The sequence below is a fragment of the Exiguobacterium sp. s102 genome, assembly GCF_018618635.1.
Classification (GTDB): domain Bacteria; phylum Bacillota; class Bacilli; order Exiguobacteriales; family Exiguobacteriaceae; genus Exiguobacterium_A; species Exiguobacterium_A oxidotolerans.
Genome location: NZ_JACSML010000001.1, coordinates 16,289 through 42,047, shown reverse-complemented (window position 1 = coordinate 42,047; position 25,759 = coordinate 16,289). Strand labels below are relative to the sequence as shown.

Here is a 25,759-nt window from a genome sequence, read left to right as displayed (position 1 = left end):
GTCTTTTATCAAGTGTCCACCATTCAGGGTTCAGTTCAGTCTACCACTCCGAAGGTGTTTTATATTGTCTCAAAATTTTAGGTTAGCCCACCCGGTAGAATACCGGACTCAGGTGCTTGAGGTCGCATAGTAAATTATTTATTGTTCAACTTTTTTGGTTCAGTTCAAATATTAACGTGTTTTTTAAAGGACGTTAGTGCTGAAAAAATTAATTAGATGTGTAATTAAAAAATCTATTGTTTAAACAAGATTTAAACTATGAAGAATTAAAATATAATATCAACAATATCATAAAATTTTACCATGATAAATATTAAAAATAGCTAAAGCGACTTGACTCTTTGTTACTCTTACTAAATTTAAAACCCAAGCCGCATAGTTTAGTTCATTTAGTTATTTAAAGTATTTGATTAACAGAATTATATAAATACAAAGCAAAATGAATTGTATTTCTTATTTTGGCTTGGTTAAAAGTAATTTTTAATAATTTTTTTCTGGGTATGTTTTAAAAAATAACTGATATTTGTTTTTAGACCAGAAGTTTTGATTGAAAAATAGAAAAAATTTATCTCTTTTTGTTCGTAATGTTTAAAAAGATTATCGAGTTTGTTTTTGTCTAAATTTATAATGGTTTTTAAACAAGGTAATGTACATGGAATTCCGTGTTTATCAGAAGAAATCTTCAATATTTTTACTTTTTTACAAGACTCAGCGGCTTGTAATTGTGGTCTATCAATTTCACAACGTGATGGACAAAAATAGTAAATCGTTGTGTCGTTGTTGTTTATTAAATTTGACAAATCATAATAATTATTATAATTTGAATTATTTAAGTGTTTAAAAAGAACCGAATCTTTATTAGGATTACTTTTTCTTATCTGCGGATATAGAGTGAATTGTGCTGCAAAGCTTAGTACGTATTCAGCTTTGAGTAGTATTCCAAATAGTATGGCTGCGTACCCTCCTGCTGAACTTCCTACCGTTACAACTTTATATCCTTCAGTTTCGGCTTTTAGAAATTCTTTAACTTTATTAACTGTGTTGTTTTTTTTACTTATTCCACTTATGTACCATTGTTTGAAAATATCTCTAACAAAAATATGTTTTTTTGCATTACTAATTTTATTTCTAGACCACTCAAAACGATTTTTTTCGACTATAGCAGTACTGAATGTATCGATGTCATTAGGATAATAGAGACCATTACTCGAAAAATAGATTACAGCTATATTTTCAGTAGAGTTTTCATTATATTCGATTTTGTAATTTTTTTTAGAATATTCGTTAATAACGACTTCATTTGTAATTAGTTCCATTTTAAGCCTCCAAAATAATATTGTTATTTAATTTTACCATGGATTAATTTGTAAGATCATTTTTTCTCAATAAATTGTAGTACATAATGATTAATAATATTAAGAAGTAGAGGCAACTTCATGTATAGAATTTGGCATACGTACAATCTATTGTGTAATGCAGAATAGGAGTGGTTCTTACGCAATGTTAGTGAGGTAATGCTTTCAATACTATGGGAATAGAGTTAAAAAGGACTGATTCCTATGTACGAGATCGAAGAACTGGATCCGCGTATTCGCATAATGACGATGGAGAAGAATGATCACGAGACACATCTTATGGCGCATCTTGTTTCATCCACTAGCCACTGTCCGGACTGCGGTGCACGTTGTGACAGAAGGCATGGTTTCACTTGGAGAAGGATTGGTGACCTGTTCAGAATACAGCATTGTATCCGACTCACACTTCGAGTTCCGAAATGCTTTTGCGATAACCCGAATTGTGAACGCATCATTTTTACTGAACGCCTCGAGTGGGCGGTACCTTATTCTAGACGGACCAATCGGACCGATCATGTATTGACGACGTTGATGCTTGCCATGAATGCTAAAGAAGCGGCACGTGTTTGCCCAACGATCGGTATACGGATCAGTCACGATACACTTCTCAAGATTTTGAGACGCGTCCCTGTTCCTTCGGAACAGCCAGATATCATCGGGATTGACGACTTCGCCTTCAAAAAAGGACGTCGTTATAGGACAATCATCTGCAATGCACAGAACCATCGTCCAATCGAATTATTCCGTTCACGGAATCCCGACGAGCTGATCGCATGGATGGATCAACTAATCGAAAAGCCTGTTCGAGCTTCTTCAGACAGATTCCCAGGATACCAGGAAACACTTCAGAAAAAAGGCGTCATAGTAGTGAGTGATCGTTTCCACCTGATTCACAATCTGTGGGAGTTGCTCGTTACCGTTTGTAGACGTGTGCTACCTGGTCACCTACCTATCCCTAAGAAACAGTCTATCGGTTCTAATCGTCAAATACTTGTCTCTTCTGTTCAAGCCATGTATCGAAAGGGCATGTCCCTGAATGCAATCGCTCGTTCTCTTCACCTGAATTGGCGAACTGTCAAGAAGTATAGTGAGCCTAATTATCACCCCTCGTCACTACGACGGAAACGTTCCCACTCAATTGATCGCTATATAGATCATTTAAGAGAGTACGTCATGAGCCATTTGACATTGAAGGAGATCGAACGGCTTAGGGTATAAGGGATCTTACGGGGCTATCCGTTATCGGGCTCGAGATATTCGTAGGGGGCTGCTTCTAGAAAGTCCGCTCTTTTTATCGCGTAAAGATGCTTGTCGACTACTCTGGCAATGGCCGAAAAAGAATGAGAAAGACACCGCAGATGTTTCAGATTTGTTATGCGAATATCCGGATCTTTCAATCCCATTCTGCTTCATCCAGGGATTCCGAGAAGCAATACGTGTGCGAGATAGTGATGAACTGCTTCGTTTGATTATGAACCCGAAAGTCACGGCACATCCGAGACTCGCTCGTTTTGTGCGTCGCCTCAAAAAAGACCTTCCGGTCATTTTGGCAGCTTGTCAGTATGAAGAAAACAATGGCTACGTGGAGGGCAATGTCAATCGATTGAAAATGGTCAAACGCCTCATGTATGAGCGTGCTAACTTCGATCTACTCCGTATTCGAGTGCTCTGTCGCAATCCAGATCCGAAGCGTTAATATTGTAAGAAAATGATTGTGTTTAATCGGGAGTACACGTGTCAACGTTCACTAACATTGCGTAAGAACCACAAACCTATTGCAAAATACATCTGATCCACGTTAATCGTTAATTTACTTTTTAATTTATAGCTCAAGTTTTTATATTTTTTTAGCTTACTTAATCTCTACTGTATAAGTCTCGTGTATAAACTTTTTCTTCAACATCACTTAATTCCACATGCATCCGATTTGAGATGATTATATCCGACTCTTGCTTAAACGCTTCAAGATTCCGTACGACACGGGAATTATAGAATGTATCTTCCGTTAAGACCGGTTCGAAAACTGTTACTTCAATCCCCTTTGCTTTGATTCGTTTCATGATGCCCTGAATCGAAGAGGCACGGAAGTTATCCGAGTCCGTTTTCATCGTCAAACGATATACACCGACGACTTTTGGATTCTGTTTGATGATTGTATCGGCAATATAATCTTTCCGTGTCCGATTTGCTTCAACGATCGCCCCAATGATGTTGTTCGGGACTTCATCATAGTTTGCAAGCAACTGCTTCGTATCTTTAGGTAAGCAGTATCCACCGTAACCGAAAGAAGGATTGTTGTAATGATTGCCGATTCGGCTATCGAGCCCGACTCCTTCAATGATTTGTCTTGTATCAAGATTACGGACTTCTGCATACGTATCGAGTTCGTTAAAGAACGCGACACGCATCGCTAAATACGTATTCGAGAACAACTTGATGGCTTCAGCTTCTGTTGAATCGGTCAAAAGAATCGGCACATCTTTTTTGATTGCTCCTTCAAGTAAAAGATCAGCAAATTGTTGTGCCCGTTCTGACTGTTCACCAACGACGATACGTGATGGATAGAGATTATCATGCAGTGCCTGTCCTTCGCGAAGAAATTCTGGTGAGAAGACAATGTTGGGTGTATCGAACTTCTCTTTTAATTCTTGCGTGTAGCCAACTGGTACTGTCGATTTAATGACCATCGTTGCATCTGGATTAATCGCAAGAACTGTCGCAATGACGCTCTCTACCGTACGCGTATTAAAGTAATTCCGTGTTGGGTCGTAATCGGTCGGCGTTGCAATGATGACAAAATTTGCTTCTTTATAGGCCTCATAATTATCAGTTGTTGCTCGCAAATTCAACTCTTTATTTTGAAGAAAGTTTTCAATTTCAGCATCAACGATTGGTGATTTTCGATTGTTAACGAGTTCGACACGTTCTTTAATGATATCAATTGATGTGACTTCATTATGCTGTGCGAGTAAAACTGCCATCGAAAGACCAACGTAACCTGTCCCTGCTACTGTAATTTTCATATGTTTGCTTCTCCTTAGATTAAATCGTAACACCTTGAATCGTGTTCATGAATTCTTCTTTTAACTTTCTCAACACGCCTTTACTTAGGTCAAGCGTATCTTCTTTCACGCTAAAGTAAAATTTGATTTTTGGTTCGGTGCCAGATGGGCGGAGTGTAATCCAAGCATCTCCTTCTAAATACAATTTCAATACGTTCGAAGTAGGCAAATTAATTTGCGAAATTACTCCAGTTTGGTAGTTGTTTCTTTGACCTGAAAGGTAATCCTCGATCACTACTACTTTTTTACCTGCCACTTCGTTCATAGGAGCTTGCCGAACCTGGTCCATCATTTCTTGAATCTGAATCGCACCATCTTTACCTTTCAAAGTTAATGATACAAGATCTTCTTGATAGTAACCGTACCGGTTCATTAAATTGAGAAGTGCAGTGTGTAAAGTGATTCTTTGCTCATGATAATATGCCGCAACTTCTGCAACGAATACCGCCGCTTGAACCGCGTCCTTATCACGTGCAAAATCTTTGATCAAATAACCATAACTTTCTTCGTATCCGAATAAAAATGTATGGGAAGACTGTTCTTCGAATTGTTTGATCTTTTCTCCAATAAACTTAAACCCAGTTAGTGTATCGATCGCCTCTATACCATAATCTTGGGCGATTGTACGCCCAATCTCGGAAGTAACGATTGTTTTGAGTACAACTCCATTCACAGGAAGAGTTCCTAATCGCCTCTTTTGCTCGAGAATATAATGTAGCATTAAAGCACCTGTCTGATTTCCAGTTAGCACTTCATACTGTCCTTGCGCATTTTTGACAGCAACCCCTAAACGATCGGCGTCCGGATCCGTCGCAAGTAACAGATCAGCATCATGCTTTTCTCCGTAACGAATTGCGTATTCAAAAGCAGCATGCTCCTCCGGATTAGGCGAGAAAACCGTTGAAAATTCTGGATCTGGAGTCATTTGTTCTTCTACTAGAATGATATGCTCAAAGCCAAATCGTTTTAATCCTTCTGGAACAAGACGATGCGCTGTTCCGTGTAGAGGCGTAAATACAATCTTCATATCAGATTTTGCAACTTTTCGAAGTTGAAGGGTATCAAGTGCAGCTAGATATGCTTTATCAAACTCTTCACCAATCATCTGCAATAGACCAGCTTTCAAAAGCGTTTCATACTCGACAACTGGAATCAGCAATTCATCTTCCACCTGATTGATATACGAAGTAATGATATCCGCCATCTCAAGCGGCATTTGGCCGCCGTCTTCTGCATAAATCTTAATTCCGTTGTATTCAGGCGGATTATGGCTTGCAGTAATAACAATACCTGCAAATGTATTCAAGTAGCGAATCGCAAAAGATAACTCCGGTGTCGGACGTAGTGCATCAAAGACATATGACTTGATTTGATAATGACCAAGTACTTGAGCAATTTCCATCGCAAATTCTTCTGACTTATAACGGGAATCATAAGCAACGACAACTCCACGTCGCATCGCTTCTTCTCCTTGCTCAACGATATACCTAGCGAGCCCGTCAATTGCTTTTCGTACAGTATAAGTGTTTAAGCGATTCGTCCCAACTCCTAGTTCGCCACGCATACCACCCGTTCCAAACTCTAGAGCTTTATAAAACCGATCTTCCAACTCTTTTGGTTGATCCAAAATTGTATGAAGTTCTGACTTCAATTCCGAATTAAGATTGCTGTATGTAATCCACTGTTGCGATTTTTCAATATAATTCATAGCTTCCTCCATCATGCTCTATCTAATCTTAACGACCGATTTCGCTTGTAATCCATTCCATGTTCCCCGAAGCGACCAAGATATCACTTGTATCTTTCGTAATAATTAAGTGATCACCTTTTTTGACTTCCATTGTTTCTTCATCATTCTGTAAAACGCCAGCACCTTCAATAACAGTTAATAACGAAAACTGTTCGCGACAAGGATATGAGTACCCCTTGCTGACTTGATGATGGTAGACATCAAATTCAGGTGATTTGACGAGTGTTCGAATTGTTCCGGCATATACAGTTTTTTCAGAAGGTCTTGCGAGAACAGGAACGTCAGGAACCGTCGTCACAGTCAGTGCTTTTTCCAGATGAAGTTCACGTTTAGTACCTTTATCATCAACTCGATCAAAGTCATAAACACGATAAGTGGCGTCACAAGATTGTTGTGTCTCGAGAATCATGATTCCTTTACCAATCGCATGGATAGTTCCACTCTCCACAAAAACAAAGTCTCCTTTTTTAACAGGTTGTTTTTTTAGTAAGTTTGACCATTCTTCGTTTGAAACAGCTGTTTCTAGTTCTGCTCTTGTTTGAGCATTATGACCAAGAATCAACTCGGCACCCGGTTCAGCGTCAAGGACATACCAACATTCTGTTTTACCAAATCGTTCTCCTTCCAAGCTGTACGCTTGCTCGTCATTCGGATGGACTTGAACAGACAAATCATCCGTAGCATCAAGAATTTTAACCAGTAAAGGAAACGTCTCATGAGTAAAGTCACCAAACAATTCCTGACGGTGATTGGCCCAGAGATCAGATAAAGCACGACCGCTGTAAGGACCGTTACTAACTTCATTTTCACCGTTTTGATGGGCAGAAATTCCCCAACATTCCCCAATCGATCCACCTGGTATATCGTAGTTAAAATCTGTTTTTAGTCGCTGACTTCCCCAAATGCGTTCTTGAAAAATCGGATTTAATCTTAATATCATCTTTTTCTCCTTACTACTCAAATTTTACTTAACTTTCACTTCATAGTTCCAAGCATGTTGAATGATTTCCTCTAAAGAGTACTTAGGCATCCAACCTAACGCTTCATGAATTTTTTCTGAACTTGCTACTAGTTGTGCAGGGTCCCCTTCTCGGCGAATACCAAAAAGAATCTTTGCTTTATGTCCAGTCACTTTTTCAGAAGCTTGTATGATTTCTTTTACTGAATACCCCTTGCCATTGCCTAAGTTAAAGACTTCTTCTGTGATTGTTTTATTCAGTAGACCCTCTAAAGCTAAAATATGAGCATCAGCTAAATCACACACATGAATATAATCCCGAATACATGTACCGTCCTTCGTATCATAATCTTGACCATAAACAGTGATGTTTTCTCTTCGCCCGTTCAAATGTTGTAAAACAATTGGAATCAAATGTGTTTCAGGATTGTGATTTTCACCGATTGTTTGATCCGGATCTGCTCCAGCTGCATTAAAGTATCTTAATGTTACGTAGTTTAATCCATCTGCATTATGTAAGTCCGAGATTATTTGTTCAATCATCAATTTAGAATGACCGTATGGATTTATCGGTTGAACAGGCGTTTTTTCCGTAATGAGTGCTTCTTGTACTAACCCATACGTTGCTGCGGTAGAGGAAAAAACAAAATTATCTACTTGATGCTCTATCATGACAGATAAAAGAGTTAGAGTAGCACTTACATTGTTCAAGTAGTACTTCATTGGATTAATTACTGATTCCCCTACAAGACTGTTTGCAGCAAAGTGCATAACTGCTGAAATTTCATAGTTAGTAAAAATACTTCTGAGAATATTTTCATCGCCCAGTTCGCCTTGAATAAAAATGGCACGTGAATCAACAGCAAACTGAAAACCAGTTGATAAATTATCTAAAACGACTACTGATTTATCTTGATCAAGCAGTTCTTTCACAACATGACTTCCGATATAGCCAGCTCCGCCTACTACAAGAATCATCCGTTCACCTCTTCAGTTTTTTTTGTAATTCTTCGATACAGAAGTCTATCGTTTTTTTTGTATCTTTTAGTTGAATCTGTTTTTTTAGTTGATTGATTAACTTTTGATCAAATTGAAGTTTTGATAATTCTTTTACTGAATAGACATTACAGTAATTTGAATTTTTTAGTACCTTTATTGTTGATTGATCTTCTAAGAAAGAGTTTCGATTTAGTAGCATTAATCTACTAGACCCGTTCAATGCTTCGCTGATTGTACTCCAACCGGGTTTCGTAATTGTAAAGTCCGAAGCTGCTATATAATTTTGTGTTTCAGTATAATCATATGGAATTCTAAATACATTTGGATGATTTATATCTACGTGCGAAGAGACAATAAATTTACAACCTTCAGTTGACCATAATGGCGAATTATTATCGAACTGATTACTGTGATCCACTTTCATACCTAATCCATAAAAAACCACAGTGTCTGACGAGGTAACTTTTAAATGAAATTTAATCTTTTCAACTTCTGAATGATCAATTTCACGTGAAAAAAAATCATGTTTTTCAAGATAATCGTTTGAATTAATTTGTCCTTCTAAACGTAAGTAATGCGTCATTTTCGCATAGGCATCTCGCATAATTTTGAGCTTAGAATTCGAAATGATATTTTTATAGACATCACTCCATAAAAAATTTGAAATTCCTATACTCGGGATATTCAAATCATATGCAGCTTCAATCGCCGTCGGATAAATATCTGAAATAACATAGTCAATATTTTGTTCAGTTAAAAAATAACTTTCATCTTTTATTTTTCGCTTACGATTGATCAGATATTCTTCATACATTTCTTGAATTTTTAGATGATCCAGTTCTAAAGTATGAGGACTTAATATATAACCGACATCCGTTTCCAAAGTGCGAAAAATAACACGAGAATCTTTAAGTGATTCCTTTAAAAATCTTTGAGCGAAACTGTGACAAATAATAATGTTAAGATTTTTATTATTTTTTAAAAGCTCACGAATGATTGCAACACTTCTTGTCGCATGACCATAACCATAATCTGAAATATAATAGGCAATTTTCATTTATTTCCTCCAAACAAAAACAGGAGAGAAGTATAGCTCCTCTCCCCAAGCAAGCGATTAATAAATGACACGTGACTCGGATTGATTGAAACATGAGAGAACATCCGACCATTTATAATGAATGCGTACAAAGTCTTCTTCTGTAATCTCAAGACCCGTCTGTACCTCAATAAACTCTAATTCAGAAAGTGCATAAATACCGTGTTCTTTCCCGGCTGGCAAATGAACAATATCACCGGCTTTAACTCGAGTAATCCTTCCATCTACCGCCAGATCTCCCTCGCCTCGAACAATCGTCCAGACTTCATCTCTCAGCATATGACGATGGTAAGAAGAGTTACGTCCGGCATAGATACAAATTCGTTTTGTGACCATTTCTTTTTGTTCATCGTATTTAGCGTAATCGAGCGTCCGTGTCCAGCCCCACATCCGTTCTTCATACATGGGTGGTTGGTCATATTGTCCGATGTAGTCTTTGATTTTCGGACTCGCTTCTTTTTCGGCCACTAAAATCCCATCAGGACTAGCTGCAATCACCAGATTCTTGACTCCAATGATTGTGACAGGAATATCAAGCTCATTAATGAGATGAGTGTTTGTACTATCTTCTGAAATGACACCTTTTCCAATTTGAGACGTTGCCATTTCTTCGGTCAGCGTATTCCACGTCCCAAGATCTTTCCAGTATCCATCATAAGGAACAGCAATAATGTTATTTGTTTTTTCAACTACGGCGTAATCAAAGCTGGTTTTAGGTAATGTCGCATACATAGCTAGTAATTCTTGATAATCTAGAGGCAAGCAATTTTCTTCAAGCGTTTTGAGTAAATAGCCTAAACGAAAAGCAAACACACCACAATTCCAAAGAGCTCCTGATTCAATCAGTGTAGCAGCATCTTCTTCAGAAGGTTTTTCTGTGAACTTTTGGACTTGGATATGATTATTAGAAATATTAGAATCTGTTGTAGGAACCATATAACCATATTTAGAAGAAGGATATGTTGGTTTGACACCCATTAGTGCTAAATCAGCATTAGTTGTAATCAACATTTCCTCTAACACCTTAACTTGCTCAAAAAATTTGTCATCCACATAAGGATCGACAGGTAATACAACTACAACCTCATCTTCATCCACATTTTGAACCGAATGTAGATGACTCGCAGCAAGAGCAATTGCTGGATAGGTATCACGACGTTCAGGTTCAATGATTAGAGGAATATGTTCGCCGATTTGAGCATGAATCATGTCACGTTGCATTTTTGATGTCGCAACCATCGCATCGCCTGATAATCCGGTAGCTTCAAGTTGCCCCCATACACGTTGAACCATTGACTGTTCCTGTAAATTATGGCTTTCAAGCACTTTCAAAAATTGCTTCGAACGCGTGTCGTTCGAGAGGGGCCATAGTCTTTTACCGGAACCTCCTGATAATAGTATCAATTTCATAAAATCCCTCTTTCTTATATTTTTTAACACTTCATACAGACTTATATTCTTTAGTACAAATTTATTTATATTTTTGACTATTTTTTAATACATCCAAAAAATTAATTCCTTTAAACATCAAATATACTGATTTTCTAGTATCATGAAATAAGCTTGGAATAATTATCACAGAAATCATTTGAGAAATTAAACTAGCAAGAGCAGCTCCTTCTATTCCAAAAGGAGGTATTAAAAACCAATTTAAAATTATATTTGAAGTTGCTCCTATCCCCGCATAAATTATCGAATAATACTGATAGCCATAAGAAATCAACCATGCGTTTCTCGCTGAACCCAGTAATGCAATTATACCTCCCCAAACTGATATTACTAGCACACCAATGGAATCATCATATTTTTCGCCAAATATTATATGAATTATTGAAGAAGAAAAAACTGTTATTCCAACACAAAAACTAAAACTAATCCAAAAAATAATAGAATAGAGCTCAGTATTTTTTTGATCAAATATTTTTTTATTTTCTTTATGTTTGAGTAGGCTTGGGTTAAATGAAGTTATTAATGCCAAAGGTACGAAATACCACATACTAGATATTTGAAGCGCTGCTGAATAATAACCAACTTCTTTTGGTGAGTTTAGTATATAACCAATCATAATTTGATCGATTTTTGTATATATTGCTATCATTAGCCCGCTTATAATTAATGGCCAACTCATCTTCAATGCAGATTTAGCATAACTAAAATCAAATTCCCAAAATGTAAAAGCGTACTCTGACTTATATTTATACAACATAAATAACCCTATCCCAATCAATAGTGACTCTATAACATACACTAATACAATCATTTCAATTTGAAGACCACTAAAAATAATAATTATTTTTAAAAAAAATACTAATAACGATGAACAGATTTTAATTTTTGTAGAGTATCTTGCTAAGTGATTAGCTTGAACCCAATAATCAATAATATCTAAGGACTTTAAAAAAAGAGAAAATGACAAAATCAAAACCATTGTTTGGATTTTAATGTCGTTAGGGTTTAATATATTTATCAGAATGTAAGAGATTAAGATCAGAAATGCAGAACTTGTTAATCTCATTAGCATTGAAGTTTTTAAAACTTTCCCTTCATCCATTGATTTGTCTACTATAATTTTAACTGAAATAGTTTCAAGACCTAGAGTTGATACACTAGTAAATAATATAATAAAAGATAAAGAGTAGTTTAAAACCCCATAATCTTCTGGTCCATATACTCTTGCTAACTGAGATACAATTATTAGATTTAGGGACATTGAAACAATTCTTTCTGTCATTAGCCAAAAACTATTGCTTACTTCTTTTCCCAATAAAAACATAGTGAATATTTTTTTTATTTTTCTGTTATTGTAGGTATTCATAATTTTTTAAAGATGTTTTTTTTATTTTTAATTTCACTTAATTTGTAAGATTTTATCCACCCTAAAAGATCGATAAGTATTAATGGAAACATAAAAATATTAGGTTTCTTACTCATAATTGAAACTTCACTCTCATACGATTTACGATTACTACTTAATTGATTATCATGAATTTTAAACTTACCTATTTTTTTATCTATAATTTTTAAATCAATATCTTTTTGTGCGAAGGAACTCCAAATAAAGTAATCACCCGCAAGTTTAAATTTAGACAGTTCATTCAAATTTATGTATTTATTTATCTCTTTTCTCCAAAAGGTAGATTCTTGCTGTATGAAAGGCAGTTTCAAAAAAACAAAAATTTTTTTTCCATATACGCCACTCAACAAAAGATTATTTCTATATTTATAAGGTAAATTATTTCTGATTTCAATATTTTCTTCATTGATTAAAATTCTTCGTCCTGTTACCCAATCCACTTCAATTTGCTTAAATTCATTTAATATACTAATGAAGCTTCCTTTCTCATATAAATCACCTGCATTTAAGTAAGAAATAATATCACCCGAAGCTCTTTTTAATCCTTTCGCAAGTGCGTCATACATTCCCTTATCTGGCTCAGATATAATAATCGATTTGTATCTATCATTTTTTGATTCTATAAATCTTTCAGCAATTTCAACAGTTCTGTCTTGTGAACTACCATCACAAATAATATGTTCAATATAATGATTACCCAATGAATCGTTACATTGATTGATTATTGAAAGAATCGTATCTTCTATATAATCCTCCGCGTTATAACATGGAGTTATAATTGTTATTTTCATTTTTATTCCTTCTTTCTAAGACGTGAGAGAACGATAAACAAAATGTATAGACTATTATTTATTAAATATCTTTTCCATAATCTTTTTGGATCTTGAAGCAATCTATACATCCATTCCATCCCTACTTTTTGTATAATACTAGGAGCTCTTTTTATTTTCCCGGTATGAAAATCAAAAGCTGCACCTACTCCAATTAAAATACTATTCATTGATTCATAGTTTTTATTCATCCAAATTTCTTGTTTAGGACAACCTAAACTTACAAAAACTATATCTGCATTGCTGTCATTTACTATGTTAACAATTCGCTTATCATCTTCCGAGTCTAATGTTTTAAAAGGCGGTGAATATGATCCTACTAGCTTAATTTCAGGATTCAAATTTCTTAATTTTGTTTCTAATACACTCAAGTTTTCGTCTGTACTTCCTAATAAAAAAATTTTATTTGTTTTACTCTCGCATAACTTTTCCATCAAACTTGGTCCATCTACTCTATCTTGATTCTTACTTTTCTTGCTTTTATTAATCTCCCAAACTAATGGCATCCCATCTGGAGTACAAATACTTGCTTCTAACAAAGCCTTTTTGTGCATATAATTTTTTTTACTTTCTACTAAAGAGTGCGTATTACAAATACATATATATTTTTTTTTGAAATTTTGGACTATCCAATCATTTATTGTATTAACAGTTTCATCGAAAGATAAATCCGAAATTTTAACATCTAATATTTTTTTCATGCTAGCTCCCTGTAATCTGATATTTTAGATATATATATAATGGAACAAAAAACAAAAACTATACTTAAACTATTGTACGAAATAAACAAGCTTTCAGAAAAATTATAAGGAATCATACATATTAGAATAAGTATTGGCCATAGTGTATAGACTTTTAAATTATAAGATGTAAAGTTATAAATATATCCAACTAACGAAATTATAAGGAGGATAATAAATAAAAATAATCCAACATACCCTAAGTCCAAAATTATATCTATAAAACCATTGTGAGCAGTAGTTGTTACAAATCCTATTGCGTTGTAAAACCTATATAAACTCTCATTGAAGTTCGACCAATAATATCCATAACCATTTCCTATCAAAACTGAAACACCTTTATTTTCATTTAGAAGATAATTCCATATAAATGTGCGTCCTGTAAGAGTTAAATCCTTCCCCGTAAATTCTTTTATAGCAGGCGATATATAACTAATAAAAAAATACGTAGATATTAATATAACCGATGCAAAAATCAAAAAAACTATTCGAACAAGTTTATTACATTTAGTGAACATATAATATGAAAACGAAATAAATATACTCAACAAACATATCATTATTGCGGTTGAAGAATTCGTATTAATTATAAAAATTATTGTTAAAAAAAATGAACCTATATCTATTTTTTTTATTTTAGTTTCAGAAATCATTAACACGATTGTTGTTATTAAGGAATATACTAAAACTATTCCTGCTCTATTTTTTTGACCGAAAACACCATTCCATGATCCCGAATGTACCCCCGATTCTATCCCTATATCTGGGAATAAAATCACTGTTACGTAACTAGAAATCAGAATGAATAAGAAAAATACTCTTAAGAATTTTAATAATTCTAATACAGTGAACCTTTTTATAATAAATAGAGCCACAGAAAAATTTACTAACAATGAAAATATACGAGAAATATTTGAATAGCCAGGTGTCCATAAAACCGATAATGTAACATACAATAAAAAAATAATTAATACTTTATTATCTTTTGCTGTTAATGCTAGAAATTCCCAACTTTTAATCAAATTGTATATAAAAAACAGACCAATAAAGTACTTCATATATTCAAAAAATACTATGCCATTATAAAATACAAATAAATATTCAGAATAAGAAATTAAAATTAAAAATAGAAAAATATACTCCAAAGTATTTATTTTTTTCATAACTACTTCATTCATTTTCCCACCAACTTTACAACTTTTCATTATATAACTCTAAATAACAATCAGATATATATTTTAAATCAAAGTTTTTAAGTACTTTTTCTCTTGCTTTAATAGAAAATTCTAATAAAGTTTTCGGTTCGTTTAATAAATACTTAATTTTTTCAGCGTAAATCTTTGTATCAAAAGGAGGAATTAAATAACCGTTTTCACTGTTATCAATCATATCTCCCATACCTCCAATGTTGTAAGCAAGTACCGGAGTTCCACAAGACATTGATTCGATTACAGTATTAGGTAAATTATCCTCAATAGATGGTGCTACAAAAAGATCAGCAGCAGAATATGCTAAAACTAAAGATATTTGATCTTTCAAGCTTCCAAGGTATGTTATTTTATAGTCACTTATAATCTCATTTTCTGGACGAGATGATCCAAAAACAAGTAACTCAATATTATCATTATGTCCAGAATCTCTTAAATAATCTAATGACTCTTTTAATAAACTAAATCCTTTTCTTTTGTCACTTGTTGCATCTACAGCGCCGAATAAGACTATTTTTTTATTTTCATCTAAATTCAAAATATTTCTTGCTTCTTTTTTGTCTAAAGGTTTGAAAACAGATGTATCAATACCATTTGGAATAACCCTAATGTCAAATCCACTAAATAACTTGCTTTTTTTAGCTTCGTTCGCTAACCACTGACTTGGTGCTACTAATGTAATTTTTTGCGCTGACCAATTCTTTTCTTTTCTTTTAACATTTTTTGAACTTAAGTCATTTATTTTTTTCGATTTTAATTGCGGACATGAACCGCAACCATTCAAAAAATTTTCACACCCACTTGCATAATTACACCCACCGGTAAATGGCCACATATCGTGCATAGTCCAAATAATCGGTTTGTCCATATCTCCAATTTCTTCAATAGATAGAAACCCTTCGCAAGTCCAATGAAGATGAATTACATCTGGATCAAATTCAGAAATCATCTTTTTTTTATTACTAGGAACTATACATGAATGCCAGTCTTTGGGTTTTCCTTTATATAGTATATTTGGAATCTTATCTATTTTATTCAACAGTAATTTCGCCTGATTTTTATATTTATTTTTTTCTGTAATAACTCTATAATCACTACTATTTTTTTTTTGTACAAACATTCTAGAAGTAATTCCATTTTTATTTAATCCTTCATTTAATCTATATGCTGCTACTGCCGCTCCACCATCTATATCATTCGCATTTAACATGGCAATCTTCAAAGTCATTCTCCTAACATTATGTCTTCTAAACGTCTGTGATATTTTTCAGAAATACTTTCAAGCGAATAGTTATTTACAACATAATCTCTTGATTTTGCGCCAAGATCTTTTCGATACTCTTCATCCTCAATTAGTTTACGTAATACTTGAGTCATTTTAACTACATCTCTTTCTTGAATAATCAATGAAGTTTCTACTTCTCTTAAAACAAAAGAAACTCCTCCACTATTACTTGAAATCGTAGGTAGTCCACATGACATTGCTTCGATATTCGCCACTCCAAAATATTCTTCCCAATTCGAATCGTTTAAAGGGTGTGAAATGAAGATATCTGAATTTTTATACACTATTGGTAATTCTGAATGCTTTACATTATTTAAAAATTCTATATTTTCAATCAGGTTCAAGTTTTTCACTATATTCTTTAAAAAAGGAAGTGCATTACCTTGCCCCATAATTTTTAATTTAATTTTGGGATTTTCTCTTATTAATGGTTCTATCGCATAAATGATGTATTGAATACCTTTTTCGTAAATCAGTCTAGAAATACACAAAACTATTATTTCTTGTTTACTTTCATCACTGCTTTTTAAATTAGGTTTAAACATATCAATATCTACAGGATGACCTAAAATAAAAAAATTCTCCGAAATTTTTTTATTCATTATTCTTTCATTATTAAATCTTTCAGCAACTTTAGGAACTGTAATCCATATAGTTTTAGAAGCTTCAACATATTTGGTCATAAAATTTGATATTATTTTTCTTGTATACTTATTTTTATAATTAAAATTTGTAACAGAAGAATCAAAAATATAGGGTATTTTCAATTTTTTAGATATATTATAAACAAGTCTTCCCTGATGATATATTGTTGGATCACATGTAATAATTAAATCGCTTCCCTTAATATTTTCTAAAACATGCTTTTGATAAGATATTAAATTAAAAGCATATGGTATTCTTAGAATATTTTGATACGAACTTTTAGGAATTGAAACTGTTTTTAGCTCTTCATCAAAATAATCATCGTTTTCATCTTTAATTATAACAAACTCATAATTAAAATTTTTTTGAAGATATTTATAAATCATTGCCTGTGCTTCGAAAGCAGATCCATTCGAAATAATTCCAGGTCTAAAAATAGTAATTTTCATATTATTTTCCTTTTTTAAAAGGGATATTTCAACAAATATCCCTTTAGTATTTATTAATCAAACATTCTTACTTTTTCTGTTTCTTTTGAAACTTTTTCTAAATCATGTTTGACCATGATTTCTACAAGCTGCTCAAATGATGTCTTAGTAGGATTCCAGCCTAAAACACTCTTCGCTTTTTCAGGTGTTCCTAATAGTTGTTCTACTTCTGCCGGACGGAAGAATTTCGGATCTACGGAAACAATCAATTCTTTCGTTGCCTTGTTGTATCCCTTCTCTTCTACACCCGTTCCAGTCCACTCAACATCGATACCCGCATGTTTAAATGCCAACTCAACGAATTCACGAACTGTGTGCATTTCACCAGTAGCGATGACGAAATCTTCTGGCTTGTCGTGTTGCAACATCAACCACATGCATTCAACGTAGTCTTTCGCATATCCCCAGTCGCGTAATGAGTCGAGGTTACCAAGTTTCAACTCTTTTTGTTTTCCTTGCGCAATACGTGCTGCTGCAAGTGAGATTTTACGTGTAACGAATGTTTCACCGCGACGCTCTGATTCATGGTTGAAGAGAATACCGTTTACAGCAAACATATTGTACGATTCACGGTAGTTTTTCGTAATCCAGAAACCATACATTTTAGCGACACCGTACGGTGAACGTGGGTAGAATGGTGTTGTTTCCGATTGTGGTACTTCTTGAACTTTTCCATAAAGCTCTGACGTTGAGGCTTGATAAATACGTGTTGTCTCAGTAAGTCCGAGAATTTTAACAGCTTCTAGAATTCGCAACGTCCCTACTGCATCAACGTCAGCTGTGTATTCTGGTACGTCAAATGATACGCGTACATGTGATTGTGCTGCCAGATTATAAATTTCATCTGGCTTAATTTCACTGATTAATCGAATAACGTTTGATGTATCTGTGATATCGCCATAATGAAGGTGGAAGTTTTCATTGTTGTACATTGATTCTGCTTCATTTTCGTTCATGACATCTTCTAAACGCTCTTGGTTGTAAGAAGAACTACGACGAATGACACCGTGGACTTCATAGTCCATCCCAAGTAAAAATTCTGCTAAATATGATCCGTCTTGTCCTGTAACTCCTGTAATCAATGCCTTTTTCATTTGATTCACTCCTATGGTTATACTTTTTTTAATGTCTCTTTATTATTTAAGAACCACTCGTATGCTAATGAAATACCATCTTCTAACTTCACATCAGCTTTCCAGCCCAGCTGGTTAATTTTTGTTGTATCGACTAATTTACGTGGTGTGCCATCTGGTTTTGTCGTATCAAACTTCAGTTCACCTTTAAACCCAACTACCCGTTGCACCGTTTCAGCGAGTTCTTTGATTGATACGTCTTCTCCCACTCCAATGTTGATAATTTCATCCTCATTGTAATGATTCATTAAGTAAACGCAAGCATCTGCTAAGTCATCTGAATATAAGAATTCACGTTTTGGTGTCCCTGTTCCCCATACTTCTACTGAAGATTGATTGGATAACTTAGCTTCATGAAATTTACGAATCAGAGCTGGCATAACGTGAGAAGACTGAAGATCAAAATTATCATTTTCGCCGTACAAGTTTGTCGGCATCGCTGAAATGTAGTTCGTTCCATACTGTTTATTGTATGATTGACACATTTTGATTCCAGCGATCTTAGCTAAAGCATAAGCATCGTTTGTCGGCTCGAGTGGGCCCGTTAATAGATACTCTTCTTTTAAAGGCTGTGGAGCTAATTTAGGATAAATACATGTGCTGCCAAGGAACAATAACTTCTCGACTTGATTCCGGTACGAAGCATCAATCACATTCGTTTGAATCATTAAGTTATCACGGATAAAGTCTGCCGGGAATTCATTGTTCGCAACGATTCCGCCTACTTTCGCTGCTGCCAAGAATACGAATTCTGGTTTTTCAAGTTCGAAAAATGAATCCACTTGTTGCTTATCACGCAAATCAAGTTCTTTACTTGTACGAACGATTAAGTTTTCATAGCCTTCTATTTCTAACTTTCGAAGAATCGCTGATCCTACTAAGCCACGATGTCCTGCGACATAAATTTTAGAACTCTTATTCATTATTCACACTACTTTCTCAAATTAATACGCATCTTTTGAACCAAATAATACTGTAATCGTTTTGACAATGATTTTCAAATCCATCATGAAATTTCTAGTTTTAATATATAAAATATCTAAATCCACCATTTCTTTGAATCCAATATTACTTCGACCGCTCACTTGCCATAAGCCCGTACATCCAGGCACAACCGATAAACGTTGTAAATCATATGAAGTGTATTCTGCCACTTCCCGTGGAAGTGGTGGTCTTGGACCTACAAGCGACATTTCCCCTCTTAGTACATTCCATAATTGAGGCAATTCGTCTACGCTCGTTTTTCGGATGAAGCGACCTACTTTTGTAACCCGGGGATCATTGGCCATTTTAAACATCGCTCCTGTTGTTTCATTATGTTCTAACAGGGCGTTTAAACGTTCTTCCGCATCCGATACCATCGAACGAAATTTGTACATTTTAAACTTTTCTCCGTTTTTCCCAATCCGTTCTTGTGAAAAGAAAATAGAAGAGTCTTTATCTTCGAATTTAATGATCATGGCTAATACAAATAAAAATGGGCTTAAAATCAATAGACCTAATACTGCACCCACAATGTCTAAGATACGCTTTGAAATTAAATAACCTCTCGCTTCATTCAAAGGAATAGGTGTTATCACGAATGTATCCGGAACTTTATTAAAATGAATTTCTTCTACCACAACATTTGTTTTCGTTCGTGGTTCAGTAATTGTCGTAATCGCAACTTCTTCTTGGAGTGAGTTAGATTTGTTCAATGCATACTCTCCTCTCATTCAGTAACTGCCATTTTAAGTTCTAATAATTCATACATCATGGCACGCACATCTTCTCCTAAATCATCGCGCTTTAAAGCAAATTCGAGTGTTGTTCGAATAAAGCCAAGCTTTTCCCCGACGTCATAGCGTTTGCCATCAAATTCGTAAGCAAAGACGCGTTGCATTTCGTTGAGGCGCGTAATCGCGTCCGTTAATTGGATTTCCCCACCTGAACCAACTTCTTGTGTTTCAAGGTACTTGAAAATTTCCGGTGTTAATAAGTAACGACCTAGAATAGCCAAATTTGATGGTGCCGTACCAGGGGCCGGTTTTTCGACAAATGATTTTACCTTATGTAAGTTCTCTGAGATGCTTGTGCTTGGATCAACGATCCCATAGCGATGTGTATCTTTATCGGCAACTGGTTGCACACCGATGATTGAACTATTCGTGATTTCGTATTGTTCAATTAACTGGCGCGTACACGGGACGTCTGCTTGAACAATATCATCCCCGAGCATCACGACGAATGGTTCATTCCCGATGAAGGCTTTTGCTTGAAGAATAGCGTCACCTAGTCCTTTCGGTTTAGATTGACGAATGAAATGGATGTTGATATTTGTTGTTGCTTCGACAAGATACAACAACTCCGATTTGTTTTTTGAAATCAAGTTTGCTTCCAGCTCCGGAACTGAATCGAAGTGATCTTCAATCGCCCGTTTCCCTTTACCGGTAATGATTAAGATATCTTCAATCCCCGATTCAATCGCTTCCTCGATGATATATTGAATCGTCGGCTTATCGACGATCGGCAACATTTCTTTCGGCATCGCTTTCGTCGCTGGTAAAAAACGAGTTCCAAGTCCCGCTGCCGGAATAACTGCTTTTTTTACTCTTTTCACAAAATTCACTCCTGACTATAATTTTCGATTACCATAATATAATCAACTTGGTAGTCTTTATGTAAATTAAGATAACATAGAAAGATACTTTTTTTCCATAAAGATTTCCATTTTTTCATAATGTAAGCGTTAACATAGAAAAAAGAGAGCGCAATTTCACTCTCCTTACTAGCTCTTACAAATATCACCTTATACCCATTGCCCTTTCCAGTTCTTCTCGACTGGACTTGGTGGATTAATCGTCACAAGTTGATTTAATAAAACAGCTTCATTGTTTTCGTACAATTCGTCATACAACCAGTCTTCCAGTTCTTGTGCCAAGTACTTCCGACACTGCTCCCAGTAGAACGGACGTTTCTCGATATGGTGCGCGTCTGACGCTACAAGGTGAGCCAAGCCGTTTTCGAGTAAGGCAACCGCAAACCGTTGAACATCCTTACCATACTTACCAATCAAACTGGCACATGTGACTTGACTGATTGCTCCGTTCGAAATCAATTCGAAAAGGAGATTCGGATTTTGGATGATGGCTTTATTTTTTTCCGGATGGGCGACGATCGGAATGTAGCCGTCGGAAATCAACTCAGCGAAGACTTGCCGCGCATAAGACGGAATGCCGCTTGATGGAAATTCAATCAGTAAGTAACGCGAATCTGCGAGTGGTAACGCCCGACCCGCTTTGATTTCTTCAATCAACTCTCCCGTCAGACGAATCTCGTGTCCCGGGTAGACAGTCAGCGGAATATCGCGTTGCTGCAGTAAGACATTCAGTTCAGCGACTGTCAAGCGGACGTCGACGTCTTCCGTTTCAAACTGCGGGTGGTAGAGGTGCGGTGTCGCGATGATTTGCGATACCCCTTCCGCAACGGCTTGTTCTGCGAGTTGTAATGTATGTTCGACACTCGCCGGACCATCGTCAACGAGTGGTAAGAGATGACAGTGCAAATCAACCATGATTGAACCCCTCACTCATAAGAATAGTAGTATTGGTATGCAGAATCGTCCGTCAGCTCACGACGGTTCAAGACGACACCAAGAATTTTCGCTTCTGCCAGTTCGAGTTGTTCTTTTGCCTTTAAGACACGTTGGCGATCGGAAGTCGTACAGCCGACAACTAACACAACACCATCTGTTAATTTCGATGTAATCCGGCTATCCGCGACTTGGAGTAATGGCGGTGCGTCCAAAATGATGACGTCATACTCTTCACGGAGTTGTAAAATCAAGTTCTCCATCGACCGCGACGATAAGAGCTCTGCCGGGTTTGGCGGAATCGGACCTGCTGTTAAAATTGATAAGTTGTCGACTTTTGTTGGTAACACAGCTTTTTCAAGTTCGGCTTGGCGTGTCAAGAGACTCGATAAACCGAGACCGTTCGCGACTTTAAACGTATAGTGAACGGTCGGTCGACGCATGTCGGTATCAATGATTAAGACTTTTTTTCCTTGCTGGGCATAAGTGACGGCGAGGTTCGACGACGTCGTCGATTTCCCTTCACTTTGAGTCGCCGAGGTAATCAAAATGACTTGAATCTCTTTATCGACGGCCATGAACTCAATGTTCGTCCGAATCGTCCGGTACTGCTCGGCAATCGGTGACTTCGGCTGCGTGACCGTAATCAAGTTCCGTGCGTCTTTATTCATTTTATTTTTCTTAGCCATATTGTTTTACCGCCTCTCGTTTTGCTGCCTTTGCTGACGATTTAAAGACCTTACTATCGATATCCGGGATACTACCTAAGACCGGCAGATCAAGAATTTGTTGGACTTGATCCTCTGTCCGAATCCGGCGGTCGAGGACTTCACGTAAAAACGCAAGACCGACTCCGAGTAAGAATCCGACAACAGCTGCAATCGCCGTGTTCAAGATAATGTTCGGGCTGACCGGTGACGTTGGAATCCCTGAGACGGATAAAACTTTGACGTTGTTGACGTCCATCAGTTCAGTGATATCGTCACTAAAGACGTTCGCGACTGAATTGGCAACGTTTGAAGCCAGGGCTGCATCTGTACTTTGGACAGAAACATTGATGACCTGTGAATTTTGTTCACTTTCGACGGTGATCATTCTGTTTAATGTATCAAGACTATTAGGTGCATTATCAACTTCTGCTTGGACTTTTTCTAAGATAGCTGGACTCTTAATAACGACACGATATGTATTGACGAGCGTGACGGACGATTGCACTTGTGACGCATCGATGACGCTGTTCTCTTGTTTCTGTGGTGTGACGAGGATTTGTGTCCCTGCCTGATAAGTCGGTTTAATCAAGAAACTACTGACAGTAAATGCAATGACCGCTGCGACAATCGTCAGAGCGAGAATCCGCCAAAGCGACTTCCGTAAAACTGAAAATAACTCTTGTAAGCTAATTGTTTCATTCATGGGTTAATTATTCTCCTTTATTTGTCTAATGCAGTGACTTTTTTATCAACTAGGAATCAGTATAACAAAAAATTGGGAAATGGTTACTATTATTTTAGGAAATAACATACGTTTATTGAAAAAGTTTGCGTATAATAGAGAATGACATGTTTCTTTTTACATGAATTACTGGCAATCTACATAGGAGGAATTTCTTTATGCACCGCTCTCTACAAGCACTCCAATACTATACATCACACTCCGAGGACGACATCATTCGTCTCCATGAACGAATCCGTTCGAGTCTCGCTTCGACCGAGTCGTTGACAGACACGATGATTCGTCTGACAGGAGACGCACCACTTATTCCTTTTAAGCAGGACACAGTCACAGTCGACGAATGGCAAAACTTTTTAGCCGGCAAACATCATGAAAGTCTGGCAGATTTTTATGGCATGCTCGTCGCACGTCCGATTCTTACTGAAGATGGTCCCCTTGAGCATGACGAGCCGGAAACACCTGCGACGTTATCACGGTCACAACGTGACGACAACAGTCCGCGCCGTCAAAAAACGAAACAGATTGCTCCACCACGTTCAAAACGTAAACTGCCGTGGGGCTGGATTGCTTTATTGATTCTTTGTTTCTTACTTGGTGCTGCCGGAACGTATGTCTACTCAAACTATCTCGCAAGTCCGAAATCGTCTGCACCGGACGCGACAGTCGAACAACCGGTCGCCGTCGAAGAATCAACAACAGACGATAAAAAAGCAGACGAAAAGCCAGAAGATAAACCGGAAGCAAACATCCTTTATGTTAATACACGCAACAGTAACATCTACCGCGATGAAGCCTTGACGGACGTTTTATACGAAGCTGACTTCGGGGATGGCTACCGAATCCTTGAAGCGTCCGACTCGATCAGTAAAGTTGAACTGACTAACGAATTGACAGGCTATATCAAAAATGCTGATACGACAAAAGAGCTTTCAGATGATGCCATTGCAGATGAAACGTTACTGACATGGGTCAACGATAATCTCGATACGAGCTTCGTTACCGAGACGCTCATTGACCTTATCGGCAAATCAAGCGCAGAGTTGAATAGCCTTTACGCAGCGCCTGACCGAACATTCAGTGACGACGTCAATGATTATCTTTTCTATGGAAATCATTTCTTTACGTTACAAAATGATCGTGTCATCGCCATCGACTGGTCTGAAGCCGATGTGACAAATGACAAGTTAGCGACACTCGCTCCACTGCAACTCGAATCGGAGACGACGGGACTCGTCATGAGTAACTCCTACCGCTTGCAACGGTTCGCAAAAGATGGGACCGACCTCAGTCGCGTCCGACTTGCGGAACAAAATCTTTAAACAAATAAAAGGAGTGAGCCGTTTGTGGCTCACTCCTTTTTGATTCACTCTAATCCTAACGAATAACGTAATGCTGTTTTTGTTTGTTCAAGCGAAGCGTCTGTCGGGTGCCAGTAATAAATACCATCGCCTTCTTTTCCACCCGTTCCTTCAAGCTTCAAGTTTTCCTGATTTTTAAAGGCATCCATGTAGTCGAAGGCGAGCGTCCGCATCGGTTTGAACGAAACGTTCGTCTGCGCATTGTCTCCGACGACGTCCATAATCGCATTGAACTTACTGATTGAGACATCGGAGGATAACTTATCAATCACTTGTTCAATGACCTGACGTTGACGCATTTGACGACCGAAGTCACCCCGTGGGTCATCATAGCGCATCCGTGTGTATTTCAATGCCGATTCCCCATCTAAATTAATTTTTCCAACAGCAAATTTTTTACCTTCATAATCAAAATCAATATCATTGACTACCGTAACTCCACCAACCGCATCGACGAGTGACGTAAATCCTTCCATGTTGATTTCCGCATAATAGTTAATCGGAATATCGAGGAAGTTCTCGACCGTCTTGATTGCCATATCCGGTCCACCGAACGAATACGCATGGTTGATTTTATCGTTCGTCCCTTTACCGATGATGTCGACTTTCGTATCACGAGGGATACTAATTAATCGACTTTCATTACGGGTCGGATTCAGTGTCATGACCATAATCGAGTCACTGCGACCACGTTCGCCGGGACGTTGGTCGACCCCAAGCAATAGAACCGAAACCGGTTTTTGTTTTTCGACGACAGCGTCACCGGTGTTTTTGACCGGTGATTGAATTTTCTTGACCGTCTGATCGACCTGATAATATGTATAGCCGATGAATCCGCCGATTCCGACGACGAGGACCAAGGCAATCAACAGCATGACCTTCAGCGGCGTCCACCGTTTTTTGACTTTACGTTTCTTTTTGACGCGTTCCACTCTATCATTTCTCCTTTTTGTCTTGCGTATTATATCGTACTTA

At 36.6% G+C, this 25,759-nt stretch carries 24 protein-coding genes; 3 read left to right on the top strand and 21 right to left on the bottom strand.

The annotated features are described in order from the left end of the window. Positions 1–467: 467 nt before the first annotated feature. Positions 468–1,316, bottom strand: coding sequence for a hypothetical protein (locus tag KNQ02_RS00190; protein ID WP_214807108.1), 849 nt, complete (start codon positions 1,314–1,316; stop codon positions 468–470). Positions 1,317–1,559: 243 nt separating this feature from the next. On the opposite strand from KNQ02_RS00190, the gene KNQ02_RS15775 reads away from it, so the two are divergent. Further along, the gene (locus tag KNQ02_RS15775) at positions 1,560–2,573 is read left to right on the top strand and encodes a transposase (RefSeq protein WP_214807107.1); all 1,014 of its coding nucleotides are present in this window, start codon (positions 1,560–1,562) and stop codon (positions 2,571–2,573) included. 16 nt (positions 2,574–2,589) lie between these two features. Then, positions 2,590–3,051: a transposase gene (locus tag KNQ02_RS00180; RefSeq protein ID WP_214807402.1), complete on the top strand. Its 462-nt coding sequence runs from the start codon at positions 2,590–2,592 to the stop codon at positions 3,049–3,051. 160 nt (positions 3,052–3,211) lie between these two features. On the opposite strand, the gene KNQ02_RS00175 is transcribed toward KNQ02_RS00180, so the two are convergent. From KNQ02_RS00175 to KNQ02_RS00085, 19 genes are all read right to left on the bottom strand, one after another. Beyond that, positions 3,212–4,378: a nucleotide sugar dehydrogenase gene (locus tag KNQ02_RS00175; RefSeq protein ID WP_214807106.1), complete on the bottom strand. Its 1,167-nt coding sequence runs from the start codon at positions 4,376–4,378 to the stop codon at positions 3,212–3,214. A gap of 19 nt (positions 4,379–4,397) precedes the next feature. Beyond that, positions 4,398–6,125, bottom strand: coding sequence for a phospho-sugar mutase (locus KNQ02_RS00170; protein WP_214807105.1), 1,728 nt, complete (start codon positions 6,123–6,125; stop codon positions 4,398–4,400). Between the two features lie 28 nt (positions 6,126–6,153). Further along, positions 6,154–7,107, bottom strand: a complete 954-nt coding sequence (gene manA, locus KNQ02_RS00165) for a mannose-6-phosphate isomerase, class I (protein ID WP_214807103.1) — start codon at positions 7,105–7,107, stop codon at positions 6,154–6,156. Between the two features lie 24 nt (positions 7,108–7,131). Next, complete coding sequence (gene galE, locus KNQ02_RS00160) at positions 7,132–8,103, bottom strand: UDP-glucose 4-epimerase GalE (RefSeq protein ID WP_214807102.1); 972 nt, start codon at positions 8,101–8,103, stop codon at positions 7,132–7,134. Positions 8,104–8,107: 4 nt separating this feature from the next. Continuing rightward, positions 8,108–9,181 (bottom strand): hypothetical protein, encoded by a 1,074-nt coding sequence (locus tag KNQ02_RS00155; protein WP_214807101.1) that lies wholly within the window; start codon positions 9,179–9,181, stop codon positions 8,108–8,110. A 57-nt stretch (positions 9,182–9,238) separates the two neighbouring features. Then, on the bottom strand, positions 9,239–10,630 hold the full coding sequence (locus KNQ02_RS00150; protein ID WP_214807100.1) for a sugar phosphate nucleotidyltransferase: 1,392 nt from the start codon (positions 10,628–10,630) through the stop codon (positions 9,239–9,241). A gap of 61 nt (positions 10,631–10,691) precedes the next feature. Then, on the bottom strand, positions 10,692–11,993 hold the full coding sequence (locus tag KNQ02_RS00145) for a flippase (protein ID WP_214807099.1): 1,302 nt from the start codon (positions 11,991–11,993) through the stop codon (positions 10,692–10,694). A 38-nt stretch (positions 11,994–12,031) separates the two neighbouring features. Next, positions 12,032–12,865, bottom strand: a complete 834-nt coding sequence (locus KNQ02_RS00140) for a glycosyltransferase (RefSeq protein WP_214807098.1) — start codon at positions 12,863–12,865, stop codon at positions 12,032–12,034. A gap of 2 nt (positions 12,866–12,867) precedes the next feature. Further along, the gene (locus KNQ02_RS00135; protein ID WP_214807096.1) at positions 12,868–13,605 is read right to left on the bottom strand and encodes a WecB/TagA/CpsF family glycosyltransferase; all 738 of its coding nucleotides are present in this window, start codon (positions 13,603–13,605) and stop codon (positions 12,868–12,870) included. Further along, positions 13,602–14,822 carry an O-antigen ligase family protein gene (locus KNQ02_RS00130; protein ID WP_214807095.1) on the bottom strand — a complete coding sequence of 407 codons (1,221 nt, stop codon included), beginning with the start codon at positions 14,820–14,822 and terminating at the stop codon, positions 13,602–13,604. The genes KNQ02_RS00135 and KNQ02_RS00130 overlap by 4 nt, the downstream gene beginning before the upstream one ends. A 13-nt stretch (positions 14,823–14,835) precedes the next feature. Then, positions 14,836–16,074: a glycosyltransferase family 4 protein gene (locus KNQ02_RS00125; RefSeq protein ID WP_214807094.1), complete on the bottom strand. Its 1,239-nt coding sequence runs from the start codon at positions 16,072–16,074 to the stop codon at positions 14,836–14,838. Positions 16,075–16,076: 2 nt separating this feature from the next. Then, positions 16,077–17,231 (bottom strand): glycosyltransferase family 4 protein, encoded by a 1,155-nt coding sequence (locus KNQ02_RS00120; RefSeq protein ID WP_214807093.1) that lies wholly within the window; start codon positions 17,229–17,231, stop codon positions 16,077–16,079. A gap of 53 nt (positions 17,232–17,284) precedes the next feature. Further along, positions 17,285–18,364 carry a GDP-mannose 4,6-dehydratase gene (gmd, locus tag KNQ02_RS00115; RefSeq protein WP_214807092.1) on the bottom strand — a complete coding sequence of 360 codons (1,080 nt, stop codon included), beginning with the start codon at positions 18,362–18,364 and terminating at the stop codon, positions 17,285–17,287. A gap of 17 nt (positions 18,365–18,381) precedes the next feature. Next, positions 18,382–19,326: a GDP-L-fucose synthase gene (gene fcl / locus KNQ02_RS00110; protein WP_214807091.1), complete on the bottom strand. Its 945-nt coding sequence runs from the start codon at positions 19,324–19,326 to the stop codon at positions 18,382–18,384. 21 nt (positions 19,327–19,347) lie between these two features. Further along, a complete protein-coding gene (locus tag KNQ02_RS00105; RefSeq protein WP_251135007.1) occupies positions 19,348–20,100 on the bottom strand; it encodes a sugar transferase in 753 nt (250 codons plus the stop codon). Positions 20,101–20,114: 14 nt separating this feature from the next. Then, positions 20,115–21,002 (bottom strand): UTP--glucose-1-phosphate uridylyltransferase GalU, encoded by an 888-nt coding sequence (galU, locus tag KNQ02_RS00100; protein WP_159173348.1) that lies wholly within the window; start codon positions 21,000–21,002, stop codon positions 20,115–20,117. Positions 21,003–21,191: 189 nt separating this feature from the next. Then, positions 21,192–21,956 (bottom strand): tyrosine-protein phosphatase, encoded by a 765-nt coding sequence (locus KNQ02_RS00095; RefSeq protein ID WP_214807088.1) that lies wholly within the window; start codon positions 21,954–21,956, stop codon positions 21,192–21,194. Between the two features lie 11 nt (positions 21,957–21,967). After that, complete coding sequence (locus KNQ02_RS00090) at positions 21,968–22,663, bottom strand: CpsD/CapB family tyrosine-protein kinase (protein ID WP_214807087.1); 696 nt, start codon at positions 22,661–22,663, stop codon at positions 21,968–21,970. Then, positions 22,656–23,387, bottom strand: coding sequence for a YveK family protein (locus KNQ02_RS00085; protein WP_214807086.1), 732 nt, complete (start codon positions 23,385–23,387; stop codon positions 22,656–22,658). Before KNQ02_RS00085 ends, KNQ02_RS00090 begins: the two co-directional genes overlap by 8 nt. Positions 23,388–23,584: 197 nt before the next feature. Here KNQ02_RS00085 and KNQ02_RS00080 point away from each other — a divergent pair, with 197 nt between their 5' ends. Further along, positions 23,585–24,745 carry a hypothetical protein gene (locus KNQ02_RS00080; protein WP_214807085.1) on the top strand — a complete coding sequence of 387 codons (1,161 nt, stop codon included), beginning with the start codon at positions 23,585–23,587 and terminating at the stop codon, positions 24,743–24,745. Positions 24,746–24,789: 44 nt separating this feature from the next. Here the strand turns inward: KNQ02_RS00080 and KNQ02_RS00075 are convergent, their stop codons facing one another. Further along, positions 24,790–25,716, bottom strand: a complete 927-nt coding sequence (locus tag KNQ02_RS00075; protein WP_371816390.1) for an LCP family glycopolymer transferase — start codon at positions 25,714–25,716, stop codon at positions 24,790–24,792. Positions 25,717–25,759 lie beyond the last annotated feature (43 nt).